This is a genomic window from Streptomyces sp. NPDC048496 (assembly GCF_043200055.1).
Lineage (GTDB): Bacteria > Actinomycetota > Actinomycetes > Streptomycetales > Streptomycetaceae > Streptomyces.
Genome location: NZ_JBICXB010000007.1, coordinates 231,066 through 250,744, shown reverse-complemented (window position 1 = coordinate 250,744; position 19,679 = coordinate 231,066). Strand labels below are relative to the sequence as shown.

15 protein-coding genes are annotated in these 19,679 nt (G+C 72.2%); 3 read left to right on the top strand and 12 right to left on the bottom strand.

Translation table 11 applies throughout. The features are described 5' to 3' along the window. Positions 1–221 precede the first annotated feature (221 nt). Positions 222–977, top strand: a complete 756-nt coding sequence (locus ACGFSA_RS11070) for an SIS domain-containing protein (RefSeq protein ID WP_393302813.1) — start codon at positions 222–224, stop codon at positions 975–977. 85 nt (positions 978–1,062) lie between these two features. Here ACGFSA_RS11070 and ACGFSA_RS11065 read toward each other — a convergent pair whose 3' ends face one another. Beyond that, entirely contained in the window at positions 1,063–2,409 is a 1,347-nt protein-coding gene (locus tag ACGFSA_RS11065) for a PAS domain-containing protein (RefSeq protein WP_393302811.1), read from the bottom strand. Positions 2,410–2,775: 366 nt separating this feature from the next. Beyond that, positions 2,776–3,402: a pyridoxamine 5'-phosphate oxidase gene (gene pdxH / locus ACGFSA_RS11060; RefSeq protein WP_393302845.1), complete on the bottom strand. Its 627-nt coding sequence runs from the start codon at positions 3,400–3,402 to the stop codon at positions 2,776–2,778. Positions 3,403–3,626: 224 nt separating this feature from the next. Between pdxH and ACGFSA_RS11055 the strand changes: the two genes are divergently transcribed. Next, positions 3,627–4,736, top strand: coding sequence for a citrate synthase 2 (locus tag ACGFSA_RS11055; protein ID WP_393302843.1), 1,110 nt, complete (start codon positions 3,627–3,629; stop codon positions 4,734–4,736). Between the two features lie 45 nt (positions 4,737–4,781). Here ACGFSA_RS11055 and ACGFSA_RS11050 read toward each other — a convergent pair whose 3' ends face one another. From ACGFSA_RS11050 to ACGFSA_RS11010, 9 genes are all read right to left on the bottom strand, one after another. Next, positions 4,782–5,366, bottom strand: a complete 585-nt coding sequence (locus tag ACGFSA_RS11050; protein WP_393302809.1) for a hypothetical protein — start codon at positions 5,364–5,366, stop codon at positions 4,782–4,784. A gap of 13 nt (positions 5,367–5,379) precedes the next feature. Further along, a complete protein-coding gene (locus tag ACGFSA_RS11045) occupies positions 5,380–5,973 on the bottom strand; it encodes a TetR/AcrR family transcriptional regulator (RefSeq protein WP_384041529.1) in 594 nt (197 codons plus the stop codon). Further along, the gene (locus ACGFSA_RS11040; RefSeq protein WP_393302807.1) at positions 5,961–6,695 is read right to left on the bottom strand and encodes an enoyl-CoA hydratase family protein; all 735 of its coding nucleotides are present in this window, start codon (positions 6,693–6,695) and stop codon (positions 5,961–5,963) included. Before ACGFSA_RS11040 ends, ACGFSA_RS11045 begins: the two co-directional genes overlap by 13 nt. Positions 6,696–6,727: 32 nt before the next feature. After that, the gene (locus tag ACGFSA_RS11035; RefSeq protein WP_393302805.1) at positions 6,728–7,960 is read right to left on the bottom strand and encodes an acyl-CoA dehydrogenase family protein; all 1,233 of its coding nucleotides are present in this window, start codon (positions 7,958–7,960) and stop codon (positions 6,728–6,730) included. Continuing rightward, complete coding sequence (locus ACGFSA_RS11030; protein WP_393302803.1) at positions 7,957–10,116, bottom strand: biotin carboxylase N-terminal domain-containing protein; 2,160 nt, start codon at positions 10,114–10,116, stop codon at positions 7,957–7,959. The genes ACGFSA_RS11035 and ACGFSA_RS11030 overlap by 4 nt, the downstream gene beginning before the upstream one ends. Positions 10,117–10,124: 8 nt before the next feature. Beyond that, positions 10,125–11,723, bottom strand: coding sequence for an acyl-CoA carboxylase subunit beta (locus ACGFSA_RS11025; RefSeq protein ID WP_393302801.1), 1,599 nt, complete (start codon positions 11,721–11,723; stop codon positions 10,125–10,127). Then, a complete protein-coding gene (locus ACGFSA_RS11020) occupies positions 11,720–13,435 on the bottom strand; it encodes an acyclic terpene utilization AtuA family protein (RefSeq protein WP_393302799.1) in 1,716 nt (571 codons plus the stop codon). Before ACGFSA_RS11020 ends, ACGFSA_RS11025 begins: the two co-directional genes overlap by 4 nt. Next, positions 13,432–14,226 (bottom strand): TIGR03084 family metal-binding protein, encoded by a 795-nt coding sequence (locus tag ACGFSA_RS11015; protein WP_393302797.1) that lies wholly within the window; start codon positions 14,224–14,226, stop codon positions 13,432–13,434. The genes ACGFSA_RS11020 and ACGFSA_RS11015 overlap by 4 nt, the downstream gene beginning before the upstream one ends. A gap of 354 nt (positions 14,227–14,580) precedes the next feature. Next, positions 14,581–15,540, bottom strand: coding sequence for a DMT family transporter (locus ACGFSA_RS11010; protein ID WP_393302795.1), 960 nt, complete (start codon positions 15,538–15,540; stop codon positions 14,581–14,583). A gap of 146 nt (positions 15,541–15,686) precedes the next feature. Between ACGFSA_RS11010 and ACGFSA_RS11005 the strand changes: the two genes are divergently transcribed. Further along, positions 15,687–16,577 carry a LysR family transcriptional regulator gene (locus ACGFSA_RS11005; RefSeq protein WP_393302793.1) on the top strand — a complete coding sequence of 297 codons (891 nt, stop codon included), beginning with the start codon at positions 15,687–15,689 and terminating at the stop codon, positions 16,575–16,577. Between the two features lie 147 nt (positions 16,578–16,724). On the opposite strand, the gene ACGFSA_RS11000 is transcribed toward ACGFSA_RS11005, so the two are convergent. Beyond that, positions 16,725–19,550: an FAD-binding and (Fe-S)-binding domain-containing protein gene (locus tag ACGFSA_RS11000; protein ID WP_393302791.1), complete on the bottom strand. Its 2,826-nt coding sequence runs from the start codon at positions 19,548–19,550 to the stop codon at positions 16,725–16,727. Between the last annotated feature and the right edge of the window lie 129 nt (positions 19,551–19,679).

Genomic DNA, 19,679 nt, shown 5'->3' with positions numbered 1-19,679 from the left:
CTCCTGCATCGAACGCGGCACCCGCCGCGACGACACCCTCGCCAACGCCTACCGCGACTGGCTAACCGCCGCTTGACAGCCAATAGGAGCATCAACCGTGCCGTGCCGACCGAACCCCGAACCGCCCGTGTGCGTCCCGGACGGTATTGACAGGTCGCTGGTCCAGACCGCAACGTGATCCGCGGCACGGACACCCCACCCCTGCGGAAAGGGCCTCCTCGATGAGCGACAGCAAGCCGGCCGGTCAGTTCTTCGATGCAGCGATCGGCCTGCTGGAGCGTGTACGCGACGAGGAGGCCGGCACGATCGCGGCAGCCGGGGCCGCGATCGCCGACACCGTCGAAGCGGGCGGCCGGCTCTTCGCGTTCGGCGCCGGCCACTCGTCCCTCGCCGCCCAGGACGTCGTCTACCGGGCCGGTGGACTGGCCCTGATGAACCTGCTCGCCGTGCCCGGCACACTCGGCGTCGACGTCATGCCGGCGACGCTCGGCTCGGCGCTGGAACAGGTCGAGGGGCTGGCCGGCGCCGTGCTCGACTCCAGCCCGGCGAGCGCCGGCGACCTGCTGGTGATCATCTCGCTCTCCGGGCGCAACGCGTTGCCCGTCGAAATGGCGGTCAACGCGCGGGCACTCGGCCTGAAGGTCATCGGTGTCACGTCGGTCGCCTACGCGGACGGGACCCGGTCGCGGCACGTCTCGGGCGGGTTCCTGCGGGACCACTGCGACATCGTCGTCGACAGCAAGATCTCGATCGGCGACGCGGAGCTGACGGCGGAGGGTGTCGAGGCGCCGTTCGCGCCCGCGTCGACGGTGGTCACCAGCGCGGTGATGCAGGCCATGACGGCGACGGCCGCGGAGCGATTGGCCGAGCGGGGGATCGAGCCGCCGCTGCTGCGGTCGGGGAACGTCGACGGCGGGCACGAGTGGAACGGACGCGTGATGGCGGAGTACGCGGATCGGATCTTCTACCGGCGCTGAGAGCCTGTCGGGTGCGGGCGCAGGTTCACCGGGTGAACGGTTCCGTCCTCGAACGCCGGACGGGGCGGATCGGCCGCCCAGCGGGCTACGGGGTTGCGGGCAGTGCCCGGGACAGGTCCACCGCTGTTGCCACCCGGGCCGCCACACTCTCCGCGTACGTCGCGTCCTGGCGTTCGAAAGGGCTGCGGTTCACCGCCCGGAGGAACGTCACCACGCCCAGCGTCCGGCCCCGGCTCCGCAGCACCGCGCACAGGGCATGGACCGAGTCGCCCGGCCACTGACGGTCCGCCGCCCAGGCCCCGGCCCCCGGATCCGCACCGGCGCTCGCGCGGACCGAGCCCGTGCGGTCCACCGCCTCGAGCGCCGGGTGGCCCGGGGCGTAGCGGAGCGGAATGCCGCCTCCCGCCACGGGCCGGCACGGGCCGGGGGCATCGGTCGGTGTCGCCGCCGCCCGGACCAGCCGCACCCCCGCCACCAGGTCGATCAGCGCATGGTCGGCGAAGCCCGCGAGTGCGTAGTCCAGGTAGGACGTCGCCGCCTCCATCGGGTCCTCGCACTCGGCAGCCGACCGGCACGCCCGGTGCAGCTGGTTCGACCGGAACCGCACCCGGTCCGCCTCCTGCGCCGCCAGCCGCTCCGCCGTCACGTCCTGGAACAACCAGCCGACCCCCAGCGGAACCGGCTCCTCCACGAGCGGCGACGCCAGCTGCAGGAACCCGCTGTGCCAGCAGCGCCGCCGGTCCCCGCCCGCCGTCCGCAGCGTCACCCACAGGTCGGCGGGCGCGGGCAACGCCCCCTCGGCCAGGACGTGCTGCAGCGCGCCCTCCAGGTCCTCGACACCCTGCACGAGCAGCTCTCCGAGCGGGCGTCCCAGCATCGTCGTACGGCCGCCGCCGAGCGCCCGCGCCGCATAGGCGTTGACGACCGTCGGCCGCAGGTCCACGTCGACGAGGACCACGCCCCAGGAGGCGTCCTCGAACAGCGCCTCGCTGAGGGCGATCGACCGCTCCAGGTCGATCTGGGCGTGCACCTCGCCGAACGCGCAGTAGACCCCGGCCGGCTTCCCGTCCGCGCCCCGCACCCCGGCCGACTGGGTCCGTACGAGCACCCGGCCGCCGTCCTTGCGCAGCAGCGCGAACTCGTGGACCTGGCGGCCCGGCGCGTCCATGGCCGCCATCAGCCGCCCGTGCACCTCACCCGCGTCCGCATGGCGCACCGCCCACCCCGCGAACCCGGGCCGCCCCACCGCTTCCTCGGCGGTCCAGCCGAGAATCCGCTCGGCCTCACGGTTCCAGTGGGTGATCGCACCGCCCGCGTCGAACGCGCAGAGCGCCGCGTCCATGCCGTCGAGCAGCGCCGCGAGCAGCTCCGACCCGGGGATGGGATCGGGGCCGAGGGCGTCGGTGATCCCACTGCTCCTGGAAGCGCTCATCCCGGACCCCCTGCCGGACGTGTCCACCGTTGCCACACGTCAGATCATTGAACTCGAACGTGACTCAGCACACATCGACTTCCGGGAAATCGGTGCTCCGAGGCATCTCGATAAATGGGTTGTGCGGCCCCGGAGAGGTTCCTAGTGTGTGCCTTACACGTCGAAAGGAGGTGATCCGAAAAGTGCAGTCTTATCGGATTCGTGAGGTGGCTGCGGGCTGACAGCCCGTCGTCGCACTTCGTGCACCTCGGCAGGCTGTCTGCCGAAACCCAAGCAGTCACCGACCCGTGGGCTCGCCGGTAGATCCGGCCGGCTCCTCCGCAAGGAGGGACCAGAGCCCGCGGGTTTCTGCGTGTCCGGGGCCGGTCAGGGGCAGAGGCGTTCCACTCGCCAGCCCTCGCCCTCGCGTACGTACCGCAGCCGGTCGTGGAGACGGTTCTCGTGGCCCTGCCAGAACTCGATCGTCTCCGGTACGACACGGAAGCCGCCCCACTCGGGGGGTGCGGGGATGTGTTCGCCCTCCGGGTAGCGGGCCGCCAGTTCCTCGTACCGGTCGATGAGTTCCTGGCGTGAGCCGATGACCGTCGACTGCTCGCTCGCCCACGCGCCCAGCTGGGAGCCGTGCGGGCGGGTGCGGAAGTAGGCGACCGTCTCCTCACGGGCGACACGGGCCGCAGTGCCGGTGATGATGACCTGGCGGGCCAGCGGGTGCCAGGGGAAGAGCAGGGAGACGTACGGGTTGGCGGCCAGCTCGCGGCCCTTGCGGGAGGCGTAGTTGGTGAAGAAGACGAAACCGCGGTCGTCGTACTTCTTCAGCAGCACCGTCCGGGAGGAGGGGCGGCCGTCGGGGGTGGCCGTGGAGACCACCATGGCGTTCGGCTCGAAGACCATTCCACCTGCGGCGATCTGCCGGAACCAGTGGGCGAACTGCTGCATGGGGTCGGCGTCGAGCGTGTCCTCGGTGAAGCCCTCGGAGCGGTACTGCTCGCGCATCGCGGCCGGATCGGTGGTGGAATCGGAAGGGGAATCTGCGGTGGGCACGGGGCCATCCTGCCGCAGGGGCCGAGTCTGCCCGGAATGGAGGGGTGTCAATCGTGCGCGGATGAAGTGGGTGGCTGTGCCGGATGTCACGCTTCCCCGCATCGTGGGAACCCGCCAATATCTTGGTGCAGGCCCCTGTGGCCTCCATACAGCCCGTCGATCGAGGGAGCCGCATGATGTCCGACTTCGTACCCGGACTCGAAGGAGTCATCGCGTTCGAGACGGAGATCGCCGAACCCGACAAGGAAGGCGGCTCGCTCCGCTACCGCGGGGTCGACATCGAGGATCTCGTCGGTCACGTGTCGTTCGGGAACGTGTGGGGTCTGCTGGTCGACGGGGCGTTCAACCCCGGGCTGCCGCCCGCCGAACCGTTCCCGATCCCGGTCCACTCGGGTGACATCCGTGTCGATGTGCAGTCCGCGCTGGCCATGCTGGCGCCGGTCTGGGGGCTGAAACCGCTCCTCGACATCGACGAGGAGACCGCCCGCAACGATCTGGCGCGGGCCGCCGTGATGGCCCTGTCGTACGTCGCCCAGTCGGCGCGCGGGCAGGGGCTGCCGATGGTCCCGCAGAGCGAGATCGACAAGGCGCAGTCCGTCGTCGAGCGGTTCATGATCCGCTGGCGCGGCGAGCCGGACCCGAAGCACGTCAAGGCCGTTGACGCGTACTGGACGTCGGCCGCCGAGCACGGCATGAACGCGTCCACGTTCACCGCCCGGGTCATCGCGTCGACCGGCGCCGATGTGGCGGCCGCGCTGTCCGGTGCGGTGGGCGCGATGTCGGGTCCGCTGCACGGCGGCGCCCCGTCCCGGGTCCTCGGCATGATCGAGGAGATCGAGCGGACCGGTGACGCCACCGCGTACGTGAGGAAGGCCCTGGACAAGGGTGAGCGGCTGATGGGCTTCGGGCACCGGGTCTACCGGGCCGAGGACCCGCGGGCGCGCGTGCTGCGGCGTACGGCGAAGGAGCTGGGCGCGCCGCGGTTCGAGGTGGCGGAGGCGCTGGAGAAGGCCGCGCTGGAGGAGCTGCACGCGCGGCGCCCGGACCGGGTGCTGGCGACGAACGTGGAGTTCTGGGCGGCGATCATGCTGGACTTCGCCGAGGTTCCGGCGCACATGTTCACGTCGATGTTCACGTGCGCGCGTACGGCGGGATGGTCGGCGCACATCCTGGAGCAGAAGCGGACGGGGCGGCTGGTGCGGCCGTCGGCGAGGTATGTCGGACCCGGGCCGCGTGACCCCCGGGAGATCGAGGGGTACGAGCAGATCACGGATCTGGGGAACTGACGGTCCCGGTACCGCGCAAGCCCGGCGGGATCCGGACAAGAGGCCCTAGAGCTTGCCGCGGAGAGTGACGGTGCGGTGTCCGCCGAGGCGGCGCCGCACCTCCTGTTCGAAGCCGTGGGTCAGCTCCGCCCAGTTCCAGAAGGTGAGGCCGAGCTGCCCGCAGGCGTAGTAGTCGTCCTCCCAGCTCCAGCGGTCGATGCCGGAGGGCCGGCGGCAGGAGGGGCACTCCACGACGCCTTCGCCGCCGTTCGCCCAGGCGCCGAGCCGGCCCGCGAGCGGGGCCCAGGCGCTGTCGACGGGGCACCAGGTGTCGTCGACGAGGCGGATCTCGGTGGCGCAGAGCGGGCAGGTGGCACCTCCCGCGTCGCCCTGGCCGCTGTCGAAGACGGTGCGTCCGGTCGCGACGTGGACGCCGTTGCTCCACAGGTCGACCGGTTCCGGGTCGTCGACGGCCTTGGCGTAGTTCGGACCAGGTGCGTTGCCGTAGCCGTCTCCGTCGAGGACGCAGTCGGTGCGCTCGGCGCTGACGATTCCTTCGGCGATCAGCCAGTCGAGGAGCCCGGCGCCGAGTGGTGCGGCGTCCCGCTCGGTGGCGTCGAGGTCGACGATCGTCTGGAAGTGGTCACCCACAGGTCCCCCAAGGTCAGTCGAGTGCGTCGTCCACCAGCGCCGCCCACTGTGCCACGACCCTCTGACGCCGGGCGGTGTCATCGGTCAGCACGTTGGCCAGCCCGAGGCCGCGGGCCATGTCGAGGAGCCCCTGGACGGTTTCGCGTGCGCCGGGCTTCGTCTCGTCGGCGGCGAGGAGTTCGACGGCGATGCGGTGGGTCTCGCGGCCGACGCGGGCTTCGAGTTCGGTGACGCGGGGGCGGAGCTGCGATTCGTTGGACGCGGCGACCCAGAGCTGGAGGGCGGCGCGGAAGAGCGGGCCGGTGTAGAGATCGACGAGGGCGGCGACGACAGCCGTACGGCCCTGGACGGGCAGGGCGCGCAGGGCGGCGGAGCGTTCCTCGGCGACGTATTCGACGGCTGCGGTGAACAGGTCCTCGCGGGTGGGGAAGTGGTGCTGGGCGGCACCTCGGGAGACCCCGGCGTGTTCGGCGACGACGGAGACCGTGGAGCCCGCCCAGCCGTGTTCGGCGAGGCAGGCGACCGCGGCTTCGAGCAGCCGTTGGCGGGTGGCGCGGCTGCGGTCCTGCTTGGGGGTCCGGTCGGTGGGGGGCGTCACAACACCCATATGGGGTCCCGTCGTTCGAGGAAGGCCGTCATCCCCTCCCGTGCCTCGGCGGAGGCGAAGAGTGCTGCCGAACGGGCGATGAGGTCTTCGGCGTACTGGTCGAAACTCTCCCGCACAGTAGCTGTGACCAGCTCCTTCGATGCTGCCAGCCCCTGCGGTGAGGCTCGGCGCAGTCCGTCCAGTACGGGCACGAGTGCTGTGTCGACGTCCTCGGCGGCGAGGGTAACGAGGGAGATGCGGGCCGCTTCGGTCGCGTCGAACCGTTCTCCGGTGAGGTAGTAGCGGGCGGCGGCCCTGGGGTCGGTGCGGGGCAGCAGCGGCATGGAGATCACGGCTGGGGCGAGGCCGAGCCGGGACTCGGTGAGGGCGAAGGTGGCGGCGGGTCCGGCGGCCGAGATGTCGCAGGCCGCGAGGAGGCCGAGTCCGCCGGCCCGGACATGTCCGTCGACGCGGGCCACCACCGGTTTGGGCAGGGTCACGATCTGCCGCATCAGGGCGACGAACTCCCGGGGATCCGGGGGTGCGCCCAGGTCGGCACCGGCGCAGAACGTGTTGCCGGTGTGGGTGAGCACCACGGCCCGTACGGTGTCGTCCTCGCCGTGTCCGGCGAGGGTTTCGCGGAGCTCGGCGACGAGCCGCGCGGAGAGTACGTTGCGGTTCGTCGGTGAGTCCAGCCGTATGGTGGCGATCCCGCGCTCGCGGCCGGTGCGGACCAGTTTCATGCCTCTTCCGTCCTCTCGCTGGGCCCTTCCTGTCAGTAGGACTTGGGGAGACCCAGGGACTGGTGGGAAACGTAGTTGAGGATCATTTCCCGGCTGACGGGGGCGATCCGGGCGACGCGGGCGGCGGTGATCAGGGACGCGAGCCCGTACTCGCGGGTGAGGCCGTTGCCGCCGAGTGTGTGCACGGCCTGGTCGACGGCCTTCACGCAGGCTTCGGCGGCGGCGTACTTCGCCATGTTCGCGGCTTCGCCCGCGCCGATGTCGTCGCCCTCGTCGTACAGCCTGGCGGCCTTCTGCATCATCAGGCGGGCCAGTTCGAGTTCGATGTGTGCCTGGGCGAGAGGGTGGGCGATGGCCTGGTGGGAGCCGATGGGCTCCTTCCACACCTGCCGGGTCCGCGCGTAGTCGACGGCGCGGGCGAGGGCGTACCGGCCCATGCCGAGGGCGAAGGCGGCGGTCATGATGCGTTCGGGGTTGAGTCCGGCGAAGAGCTGGAGGAGGCCCGCGTCCTCTCCCCCACTCTCGGCTTCGCTCGAGCGGGAGGTACCCCCTCCGACGAGGGCGTCGGCGGGCAGCCGCACGTCGTCGAGGACGAGCTCGAACTGCTTCTCCGGCGCCTGGAGTTCCATGTCGATCTGCGAGCGCCGGAAGCCAGGGGCGTCGCGCGGGACGATGAAGAGACAGGGCTTGAGCCTCCCCGTCCTGGCGTCCTCGGTGCGGCCGACGATGAGGGTGGCGTCGGCGATGTCGACGCCGGAGACGAAGACCTTCCGCCCGGTGAGCAGCCAGTCTCCCCCACTCTCGGCTCCGCTCGAGCGGGAGGGGCCCCCTTCGTCGCGTCGGGCGGTGGTGGTGATGCGGTGGGAGTTGGAGCCGGCGTCGGGTTCGGTGATGCCGAAGGCCATGGTGAGGGTGCCATCGGCGAGGCCCGGAAGCCACTGCTGCTTCTGGGTGTCGGTGCCGAAGCGGGCGATGACGGTGCCGCAGATCGCCGGGGAGACGATCATCATGAGGAGCGGCGAACCTGCCGCCCCCAACTCCTCGAGTACTATGGAGAGTTCGACCATGCCGCCGCCTCCGCCGCCGAACTCCTCGGGGAGGTTGACCCCCAGGTAGCCGAGCTTGGCCGCTTCGGTCCACAGTTCGCGGGGGTGGGCGCCGTCGCGCACGACGGACATCATGTAGTCGCGCCCGTACCGCTTTCCGAGTGCGGCGACGGCGGCGCGCAGGGCTTGCTGCTCTTCGGTTTCGAGGACGGTACTCATGAGGTCGGTTCCTCCTGTACGACGGCGAGCAGGGCGCCGACCTCCACCTGGAGGCCGGGTGCGGCATGCAGTGCGGTGAGGGTGCCGGAGGCGGGGGCGAGAATGCGGTGTTCCATCTTCATCGCCTCCAGCCAGATCAGCGGCTGCCCCGCCTCGACCGCCGCGCCCGCCACGAGTCCGTCCGCGAGCCGGACGACGGTGCCGGGCATGGGGGCGAGCAGGGAGCCGGGGTCGGCGCGGTTGGTGGGTTCGGTGAAGCGGGGCAGGGCGGTGAACGTGTACGAGCCGGTGGCGCCGTCCACGTACACCCGGTCGTGGTGGGCGGCGAGGCGGAAGCGGTGGGTGACGCCGTCGTCCGTCTCGACGATGACGTGGTCGGGGGTGGCGGTGAGGATCCGGGCGCCAGGGGCTTCGATCGCGCCGCTGCGGGTGGTGCGGTAGGCGATCTCGTGTTCGGTGCCGTCGGGTTCGCTGCGATAGCACCTGGTCTGGGGCTGCGAGGGGACATTGCGCCAGGCTCCGAAGCGGGCACCCGGGTACGGGGTGGACGCCGCCGGGGGGCGTGGTGGGTTGGCACCGGTGGGTGGCTTCCACGGGGTGCCGGTGGAACCCGGGTACGGGGTGGACGCCGCCGGGGGGCGTGGTGGGTTGGCGCCGGTGGGTGGCTTCCACGGGGTGCCGGTGGAACCCGGGTACGGGGTGGACGCCGCCGGGGGGCGTGGTGGGTTGGCACCGGTGGGTGGCTTCCACGGGGTGCCGGTGGTGCGGTGGCGGGTGGCGTCGGCGGCGGTTGCGGCGAGGGCGGCGAGGTTCCGGTCCGTGGCGTCGTCGGGGGTGGCGGTGAGGGCATCCAGGTGGCGGTCGTAGAAGCCGGTGTCGAGACGGGCGCCGGTGAAGTCGGGGTGGCGCAGGGACCGTACGAGCAGGTCGCGGTTGGTGACCGGTCCGTGGATGCGGGTGCGTTCCAGGGCGCGGGCGAGGAGCCGTACGGCCTGGGTGCGCGTGGGGGCGTGGGCGATGACCTTGGCGAGCATCGGGTCGTAGTGCACGCCGATGGTGTCGCCGCCGGTGTACCCGGTGTCCAGGCGCAGTCCGGGTTCGTCCGGTACGTCGAGGGTGTGCAGCGGCCCGGTCCGGGGCTGCCAGTCGCGGGCGGGGTCCTCGGCGTAGAGCCGGGCCTCGACGGCGTGCCCGTGCGGGGCGGGGGGTGTGGGGGCCGGGAGGGGTTCGCCTTCGGCGACGGACAGTTGGAGGGCTACGAGGTCGAGCCCGAAGACGGCTTCGGTGACGGGGTGTTCGACCTGGAGCCGGGTGTTCATCTCCAGGAAGTACGGGCGTCCGTCGACGGCGACGAGGAACTCGACGGTGCCCGCGCCCCGGTAGCCGACGGCGCGGGCCGCTGCGGTCGCCGCGTCGTGCAGCCGGGTGCGAAGCGCGTCGTCGAGGCCGGGTGCGGGGGCCTCCTCGATGACCTTCTGGTGGCGGCGCTGGAGCGAGCAGTCGCGGGTTCCGAGCGCCCATACAGTGCCGTGTGCATCGGCCATGATCTGGACCTCGACATGCCGGCCGCGCTCGACGTAGGGCTCGGCGAAGACTTCGCCGTCGCCGAATGCGCTCGCAGCCTCGGCCGTTGCGGCCGCCATCTCGCCGGGCACCGCGCCCAGTTCACGCACGACCCGCATGCCGCGCCCGCCGCCGCCCGCTGCGGCCTTCAGCAGCAGCGGCAGGTCACCTGCGGTCGCCTGTGCCGGGTCGACGGGTGCGAGCAGCGGCACTCCGGCGGCGGCCATCAGCTCCTTGGCCCGGGTCTTGGACGCCATCATCTCGATGGCCTTGACCGGCGGGCCGACCCAGAGGAGGCCGGCGTCCTGCACGGCCCGGGCGAACCCGGCGTTCTCGGAGAGGAACCCGTAGCCGGGGTGCACGGCGTCGGCGCCCGCGGCGAGCGCGGCACGTACGACGAGATCGCCGCGCAGATACGTATCGGCGGGGGCGGCCCCCGGCAGCCGTACGGCCGCGTCCGCTTCCCTGACATGCAGCGCGTCGGCATCCGCGTCGGAGTACACGGCGACGGTGGCGATGCCCAGGGCGCGGCAGGTCCGGAAGATCCGGCAGGCGATCTCGCCCCGGTTGGCGACGAGCAAGGTGCTGATCATGGTCGTCCTCACATCCGGAAGATGCCGAAGCCGCCGCGGGCGCCTTCGACCGGGGCGGTGTGGATCGCGGACAGGCAGATCCCGAGGACGGTCCTGGTGTCGCGCGGGTCGATGACCCCGTCGTCGTACAGCCGCCCGGAGAGGAACATCGGCAGCGACTCGGACTCGATCTGCTGCTCCACCATGGCGCGCAGCGCGGCGTCGGCCTCGTCGTCGTAGGACCGTCCCTTGGCGGCGGCGGAGGCGCGGGCGACGATGGACAGCACACCCGCGAGTTGCTGCGGTCCCATGACGGCGGATTTGCTGCCCGGCCAGGCGAAGAGGAACCGGGGGTCGTAGGCGCGCCCGCACATGCCGTAGTGCCCGGCCCCGTACGAGGCACCCATCAGGACGGACAGGTGCGGGACCCTGGAGTTGGACACCGCGTTGATCATCATCGCGCCGTGTTTGATGATGCCGCCCTGCTCGTACTCCTTGCCGACCATGTAGCCGGTGGTGTTGTGCAGGAAGAGGAGGGGGATGTCGCGCTGGTTGGCGAGCTGGATGAACTGGGCGGCCTTCTGCGACTCCTCGCTGAACAGCACGCCCTGGGCGTTGGCGAGGATGCCGACGGGGTAGCCGTGCAGCCGGGCCCAGCCGGTGACGAGGCTCGTCCCGTACAGCGGTTTGAACGCGTCGAAGTCCGAGCCGTCGACGAGCCGGGCGATGACCTCGCGCGGACCGAACGGGACCTTCAGATCGCCGGGCACGATGCCGAGGAGCTCCTCCTCGTCGTACTTCGGCGGTTCGGCGGGTCCCGGATCGGTGTGCGCCTTGCGCCAGTTGAACCGGGCGACGATCCGCCGCGCCTGGCAGAGCGCGTCGTGCTCGTCGACGGCGAAATGGTCGGCGAGCCCGGAGGTGCGGGCGTGCATGTCGGCGCCGCCGAGGGACTCGTCGTCGCTCTCCTCGCCGGTCGCCATCTTCACGAGCGGTGGTCCGCCGAGGAAGACCTTGGACTGCTCCTTGATCATGACGGTGTGGTCGGACATGCCGGGGACGTACGCCCCGCCGGCGGTCGAGTTCCCGAAGACGACCGCCACGGTCGGGATTCCGGCGGCGGAGAGCCGGGTGAGGTCGCGGAAGAGTGCGCCGCCGGGGATGAAGATCTCCTTCTGAGACGGCAGGTCCGCCCCGCCCGACTCGACAAGACTGATGCAGGGCAGCCGGTTGGCGAAGGCGATCTCGTTGGCGCGCAGGGCCTTCTTCAGGGTCCAGGGGTTGGAGGCGCCACCGCGTACGGTCGGGTCGTTGGCGGTGATCAGGCACTCCACGCCCTCGACGACGCCGATGCCGGTGACGAGCGAGGCGCCCACCGCGTACTCGCTGCCCCAGGCGGCGAGCGGCGACAGTTCCAGGAACGGGGTGTCGGGGTCGACGAGCAGCTCGATCCGTTCCCGGGCGAGGAGCTTGCCGCGCCTGCGGTGCCGCTCGATGTACTTCTCGCCGCCGCCCGCGAGGGCCTTGGCGTGCTCGGTGTCGAGTTCGGCGAGCTTGGCGAGCATGGTGGCGCGGTTGGCGGCGTATTCGGGGCTCGCGGTGTCGAGCCCCGTGGCCAGGACGGTCATGCGTGCGCCTCCGGTGCGTCGGTGGATTCGAGCAGGCTCACGGGGACAGGGAGGTGCCGGGACCGCAGCCACTCCCCCACCGCCTTGGCCTGCGGATCGAAACGGGCCTGCGCGGCGACGCCTTCGCCGAGGAGACCGTGGACGACGAAGTTCAGGGCGCGGAGGTTCGGCAGGACGTGCCGCACGACGGTCAACCCGGCAGTCTCCGGGAGCAGTTCCTGGAACCGTTCGACGGTGAGTTCATGCGCGAGCCAGCGCCAGGCGTCGTCGGTACGGACCCAGACGCCGACGTTGGCGTCCCCGCCCTTGTCGCCGCTGCGGGCGCCCGCGACGCGGCCGAGAGGGGCGAGCCGGGTGATCCCGGTGGGCAGCGGATCGGGAAGGGCGGGCTCGCCCAAGCCCTCAAGTTCCCTCACCCGTACCGGTGTTGCCATGCTCTCCCGCCGCCCGTCCGGAAGTACGGCGACGTGGTCGACCTCTCCCGCCGGTACGTACCTCGCCTCGAACACCCCGTAGGGCGCGCCCTTGCCGGGCGGGGCGGTGACATGGAAGCCCGGGTAGCTGCCGAGGGCCAGCTCGATCGCGGCCCCGGAGACGGTGCGTCCGACCGTCTCCGGGTCCTGGTCGCGGACGACGAGCCGGAGCAGGGCGCCGGCGGTCTCCTCGGTGTCGGCGTCGGCCCGGTCGGTCCGGGCCAGCTCCCACCGCACCTCGTCGGGTTCCGTACGGGTCCGGGTGAGCGCCTGCGCGAACTGGTCCTGCACCAGCTGCGCCTTGGCCTCGATGTCGAGTCCGGTGAGCACGAAGACGACCTCGTTGCGCCAGCCGCCGAGCCGGTTGAGCCCGACCTTGAGCGTGGGCGGCGGAGCCTCGCCGCGCACTCCGGAGATCCGTACGCGGTCCGGTCCGTCCTGCGTCAGCCGTACGGTGTCGAGCCGGGCGGTCACGTCCGGTCCTGCGTACCGCGCGCCTCCGGTCTCGTACAGCAGCTGGGCGGTGACGGTCCCGGTGTCGACGACGCCGCCCGTGCCGTCGTGCTTGGTGATGACGGACGTCCCGTCGGCGTGGATCTCGGCGAGCGGGAAGCCGGGCCGGCGGATGTCGTGGCCGCGGAAGAAGGAGTAGTTGCCGCCGGTCGCCTGGGTGCCGCACTCCAGCACATGCCCGGCGACGAGGGCACCGGCGAGTGCGTCGTGGTCGTCGGGTTCCCAGCCGAAGTGGGCGACGGCGGGGCCCGTGACGAGGGCGGCGTCGGTGACCCGTCCGGTGACGACGACATCGGCCCCGGCACGCAGGCAGGCGGCGATGCCCGCGCCCCCGAGGTACGCGTTGGCGGTGAGGAACCCTTCGGGGACGGGCAGGCTGTCGCCCTCGACATGCGCGACGCGCACCGGCACACCCACCTTCTCCGCCAACGCACGGACCGCTTCGGCCAGTCCGGCCGGGTTGAGCCCTCCGGCGTTGGCGACGATCTTCACCCCGCGCTCGTGCGCGAGCCCGAGACCCTCTTCGAGCTGACGCAGGAAGGTGGTGGCGTACCCGCGGTTCGGGTCCTTGATTCGGCTCCGCCCGAGGATGAGCATGGTCAGTTCGGCGAGATAGTCGCCGGTGAGGACGTCGAGGGGGCCGCCGGTGAGCATCTCGCGCACGGCGTCGAAGCGGTCGCCGTAGAAGCCGGAGGCGTTCCCGATCCGCAGCGGCGCGGCGGTCACCGCGCACCGCCCTTGGGTGCGCGGCCGGGGCCGGGCGGCCCGGCGAAGGCCTGTGCGATGTCGAGCCACTGGTCGGCGTCGGCCCCTGCGGCGCGCACCGCCAGGTCGAGCCGGTGGGCACGCTGGGTGACGAGCAGACAGAAGTCGTACAGCGGTCCGGTGACGCGCTGCGCGGCGCCCTCGGGTCCGTACGCGATCACCTCACCGTCAGGTGCGGTGAGTTCGACCCGGAACTCGTCACCGGGTGCCTTGATCCCCCGTACGAGGAACGCGTAGTCGCGGGCGCGCACTCCGATCCGGGCGACGTGCCGCAGCCGGGCGGTCGGCGCACGCACGGCGCCGAGGGCGTCGGCGATGTCCTGTCCGTGGGCCCAGGTCTCCATGAGCCGCGCGGTTGCCATGGACGCGGCGCTCATGGGCGGGCCGTACCAGGGGAAGCGGATGCCGCGCGGTGCTGCGCGCAGGACCTGCTCAAGCCGCTCGCGCCCGTCGCGCCAGCGCGCGAGCAGCGCGGCCGGCGGCACGGCAACGATCTCCTCGGCAGCCTGATCGACAAAGCTGTCGGGGGCTGCCTGGGCCTTGGCCACCTCCACCGCGAAGGCGTCCGGATCGGTGGCGGCGAGCAGGGCGACCTCGTCGGTCCAGGTCAGATGGGCGATCTGATGGGCGATGGTCCAGCGTTCGGCGGGGGTCGGCCGGGCCCACTGATCTCCGCTCAACTCCGCGACAAGCGCTTCGAGTTCGTCGCTCTCGTTGCGCAGATCGTCGAGCACGGCTGTGGCATCGGACACGGTGCGCTCCCCTCGGGGCGTGGCGGTGTGCCCAGGAGCATGTCAGCGGACCAGGAAACAAGCAAGCATGCTTGCATTATTTGATTCTCTTCCGCACTTCACGCGGTCATCCCGCCGGGATGCCGGGGTCTCGGTCCAGATACCGGCAGCAACCGAGGAGCAGTTGACAGACATCCCCGGCCGGGCCGGGTCCCGGCTGTCAGCCTCCGCCGAGGACTGACAAACCCCACGGCTCGGCCGCCCTCTGGGGCAGCCTCGCCGCTGCGACGCTCCTCTCCGCCTCCGCCGTTGCCACCGAGAAGGACCAAGAAACGCAGCTCATTCACACCGCGGGGCTCCCCGGCGCCGCGCTCCTTACGCCCTCTTGCGGCGGGCGCCGCTGACCTGGCTGCGGACCGCTCCCATGCTCGCCCCGATGACCAGGGCGATGGCGAGCGCGTCGGTGGCCGTCAGCGCCTGGTCGAGGATCAGGAAACCGGCCGTCGCCGCGATGGCCGGTTCCAGACTCATCAGGACCGCGAACGTCGCCGCGGGCAGCCGGCGCAGCGCCATCAGTTCCAGCGTGTACGGCAGCACCGAGCTCATCAGGGCCACCGCCGCGCCCATCGCGAGCGTCGACGGGACCGCGAGCTTCGCGCCCGACTCCAGGATGCCCAGCGGGAGCGACAGGACCGCGGCGACCGTCATCGCCAGGGCCAGCCCGTCGGCCTGCGGGAAGCGGCGGCCGGTGCGGGCGCTGAAGACGATGTACGCAGCCCACATCGCCCCGGCACCGAGTGCGAACGCCGCGCCGACCGGGTCCAGGCGGTCGAAGCCGCCACCCCCCAGCAGGAACACCCCGCCCAGCGCGAGCCCCGCCCAGACAAGATTGACCAGCCGGCGGGAGGCGGCGACCGAGAGCGCGAGCGGGCCGAGCACCTCCAGGGTGACGGCCGCGCCCAGCGGAATGCGGTCGAGTGCCTGGTAGAAGAGCATGTTCATGGCGCCCATCGCGACCCCGAACGCGACCACCGTCCCCCAGTCGGCCCGTGAGTGGCCGCGCCACTTCGGGCGGCAGACGATCAGCAGGACGACCGCGGCGACGGCCAGCCGGAGCGTGACCACGCCGAGCGCGCCCGCCCGCGGCATCAGCAGCGCCGCGACCGCGGAGCCGAACTGGACGGAGAGTCCGCCCGCGACCACCAGCGCCACCGGAGCGAGCGCCGCCCTGCGGCCGCCCGGTCCTGCGGGGCCCGCCCCGTCGAGGGCGGACACCGCCTCCGGTACGGCGACGGCTGCTGCGGCCGGCTCCACGGCACTGCGCTGGTCATTCACGGGCGGCCTTCATCCTCGAAGAGTTCACTGTGTTGCACTTGATAATTGAAGATACTGCACTCTTGGAGTGCGGCTCGTTTCTTTACCGTAGAGACGTCCGCGCGGCGCGTGAAATGCCGATTGCGCTCTCGTTATGCTCCACGCGCATGAGCACAGGACAGGGCCCCGGCCGCACCGTCGAGCTGCGTCACCTACGGGCCTTCCTCGCCGTCGCCGAAGCGGGCAACGTCACACGCGCCGCCGCCGCGCTCCGGCTCACCCAGCCCGCCGTCTCCCGCACCCTCGCCGCCCTGGAGCAGCACCTCGGCGTCCGGCTCGTCGACCGCTCCACCCACCACCTCTCCCTCACCCCCGAGGGCGCCCTCTTCCGCGACAAGGCCGCCGCGGCGGTCGCCGCCTTCGACGAGGCCGTCGACCCTGGCGGTCTGCGCCACTGGCCGCTGCGGCTCGGACACGCCTGGTCGGCGCTGGGCCCGTACACCACACCGCTGCTCCGCGGCTGGCAGCAGCGGCACCCGGAGACGCCCCTCGAACTGCTGCGGATCGACGACCGCACCGCCGGGCTCACCCGCGGCGAGGTCGACGCGGCGCTGCTGCGCGGCCCCGTCGACGCGCCGGGGCTCGTCACCGAGGTGCTGCTCAGCGAGGACCGGGTGGCGGCGGTGACCGCGGACGGGCCGCTCGCCGCGCACGCCACGCTCCGTCTCGCCGATCTCGCGGGCGGCCCGATCGTCCTGAACACCGTCTCCGGCACCACCACCGTCGACCTGTGGCCACCTGGCGCCCGGCCCGCCGCCACCGTCACCGTCGCCAACACCGACGACTGGCTGACCGCCATCGCAGCCGGGCGCGGCTCCGGGGTGTCGGCCGCCTCCACCGCCGACATGCATCCGCACGCGGGGGTCGCCTACCGCCCGCTCGTCGACGCCCCGCCCGTCCCACTGCTCCTCGCCCGGCGCGATGCCCCCGGCCACCCGGCGCTGCCCGAACTCGCCACACTGGCCCACGAGATCATCGGGCAGAACGACGCCCGGTGAGGGAATGCCCGGGTGGTGCCGGGCGGTTGGGGTGCGGTGAACGCCGTGCGAGGGCCGGTCATCACCTGGGGGCTCCGCCCCGGACCCTGCTCCTCAATCGCCGTAGGGGCTTGAGTCGGGCGCCGCAGGGGGGAGCGGACGCTTGGGTCAGTTGCCGGAGGAGTGGGCAGCGGGCCCGTCCAGTCCCTCCGCCAGCAGCTCCGCCAGGTGCCTCGCCCGGACACCCGCCAGCTGTGCCAGCTGGGTCCGGCACGAGAAACCGTCCGCCAGGATGTCCGTGCCGGGCTCCGCGCCCCGTACCGACGGCAGAAGCTGCTCCTCCGCGCACGCCACCGACACGTCCCAGTGGCCCCGCTCGAAACCGAAGTTCCCCGCGAGACCGCAGCAGCCGCCGCTCAACTCCCCTGCCAGTCCGGCTCGTTCGCGCAGCCGGCGTTCGGCCGCGTCACCGAGGACCGCGTGCTGGTGGCAGTGGGTCTGGCCCGCGACCCGGCGGTCCAGGCGCGGCGGCCGCCAGTCGGGGGCGTACTCCTCCAGGTACTGCGCCAACGTCCGTACCGAACCGGCGAGTTCGGCGGCGCGCGGGTCGTCGGGGAGGAGCTCCGGCAGGTCCGTACGGAGGGTGGCGGCGCAGCTCGGTTCGAGGACGACGAGCGGGTCGCCGAGGAAGAACCCCATCCGGTCCAAGGTGCGGCGCATGACCGTGCGGGCCTTGTCCAGTTGGCCCGTCGACACGTAGGTGAGTCCGCAGCACACGCTCCGTTCCGGGTACAGGGCCGTCCGGCCCGCCGCCTCCAGGACCCGGACAGCCGCCTTCCCGACCTCCGGGGAGAGGTGGTTGGTGAAGGTGTCCGGCCAGACGGCCACCACCTGATCGCTCGACAGGATCACCGTCCCGCGGCCCTCGCGCTTTCGGGCCCACCGGGTGAACGTCTCCCCCGCCAGCACCGGAATCGTCCGCTCCGCAGTGACGCCCGCCAGCCGTTTCGCCAGTGCGGCGAACGGGCGGATCCGGGCGAGCGCGTTCAGCACGGGCGCGATCGGGGCCACGAGCCGCAGCCACCGCGGCAGCCGGCCCATCACGTAGTGGGCGGCGGGCCGCAGCCGCCCCCGGTAGTGGTGGTGCAGGAACTCCGCCTTGTACGTGGCCATGTCCACGCCGACCGGGCAGTCGCTGCGGCACCCCTTGCAGGACAGGCAGAGGTCGAGCGCGTCCCGCACCTCCTTTGACCGCCAGCCGTCCGTGATCACCTCGCCGGCGAGCATCTCGTGCAGCAGGCGGGCTCGGCCGCGGGTGGAGTGGGCCTCCTCACCGGTCACCCGGAAGGACGGGCACATCACGTCCGCGCCCGCCGGCTGCGCCGTACGGCATTTCGCGACGCCGACACATCGTCGTACGGCCGCCGTGAAGTCGCCGCCGTCGTGCGGGTAGCCGAAGGTGACGTCCACGGGGCGTTTCGGCAGGACGTCGAAGCGGATGTTCTCGTCGAGGCGGGCGGGGCGGGCGAGGATGCCGGGGTTCATGCCGCCGTCCGGATCCCAGAGGTCCTTGAACCGGCCGAAGAGCGCGACGAGTTCGTCCCCGTACATCCGGGGCAGCAGCTCGGCCCGCGCCTGCCCGTCGCCGTGTTCCCCGCTCAGCGAGCCGCCGTGCGCGACGACGAGTGCGGCGAGTTCCTCGGAGAAGCGGCGGAAGCGGGCCACACCGTCGCCGCTCAGCAGGTCGAAGTCGATCCGCACGTGGATGCAGCCGTCTCCGAAGTGCCCGTACGGTGTGCCGCGCAGTCCGTGTGCGGTGAGCAGGGCGCGGAAGTCGCGCAGATAGGGGCCGAGGCGGGCGGGAGGTACGGCGCAGTCCTCCCAGCCGGGCCAGGCCTCACTGCCGTCGGGCATCCGGGTAGCGGTGCCGGACGCGTCCTCCCGGATGCGCCACAGGACCCGCTGTCCGGCCGGGTCGGTGACCACGGCCGCGTCCACCGCGTCGGCCGCCCGCAGGATCCGTTCGGCGTGCGCCCGTGCCTCGGCCGGGGTGTCTCCGCCCGTCTCGACGAAGAGCCAGGCTCCGCCGCGCGGCAGCCCGGCCGGTTCCCGTACGAGATCGGCGGCCATGCCCTCGACCGTCAGGGGGCGGTACGGGAGGAGGCCGGCGGCGGCTTCGGCTGCCGCGGACTCGTCGGCGTAACCGAGTACGGCGAGGGCTCGGGATCCGGGCGCCTCGACCAGTCGTACGGTCGCCTCCGTCACCACGCCGAGCGTGCCTTCGCTGCCGCAGAAGGCGCGGGGCAGGTCCGGGCCGCGCTCGGGGAGCAGGGCGTCGAGGGCGTATCCGGAGATGCGGCGCGGGAGTTCGGGGAAGCCGGTGCGGAGGAGCGCGAGGTGGGAGCCGACCAGTTCGCGCAGGCCGGCGGGGGCGCCGTCCCACCTCCCCCGGTCGAGCCGGAGCGTGTCGCCGCCGTAGCGGGCGACGGTCAGCGCGTGGACGTTGTCGGCGGTGGTGCCCCAGGCCACCGAGTGGGAGCCGCAGGCGTTGTTGCCGATCATCCCGCCGAGCGTGCACCGGCTGTGCGTGGAGGGGTCGGGGCCGAAGGTGAGGCCGTGGGGTGCGGCGGCGGCGCGCAGGTCGTCCAGGACCACGCCCGGCTGGACGACTGCCGTCCGGGACGCGGCGTCCAGTTCGACGATCTTCCCCAGGTGGCGGGTGAGGTCGAGGACCACACCGGTGCCGGTGGCCTGCCCGGCGATGGAGGTGCCGCCGCCACGCGGCACGACGGGCACCGCGTGCGCACGGCAGACGGCGAGCGCGGCGGCGACGTCGTCGGCGTCGCGCGGGGCGACGACGCCGAGCGGCACCCGGCGGTAGTTGGAGGCGTCCATCGTCATCAGCGCCCGCGCGGTGGTGCCGAACTCCACCTCTCCGCGCACGGCGCTGCCGAGGGCCCGTACAAGAGCGGTCCGGTCCTGTCGTTCAGCCATGGACCCAGAATGCCGCTGGTCGGGGCGGTGGGCCCGCCGCCCCCTCGCGTTTCCCCCGAATACGTCAATCCGTCGGAATACGTCGGATGCGTAGTCACATACGTGACAGAGAAGACCACAAGGTCTTCC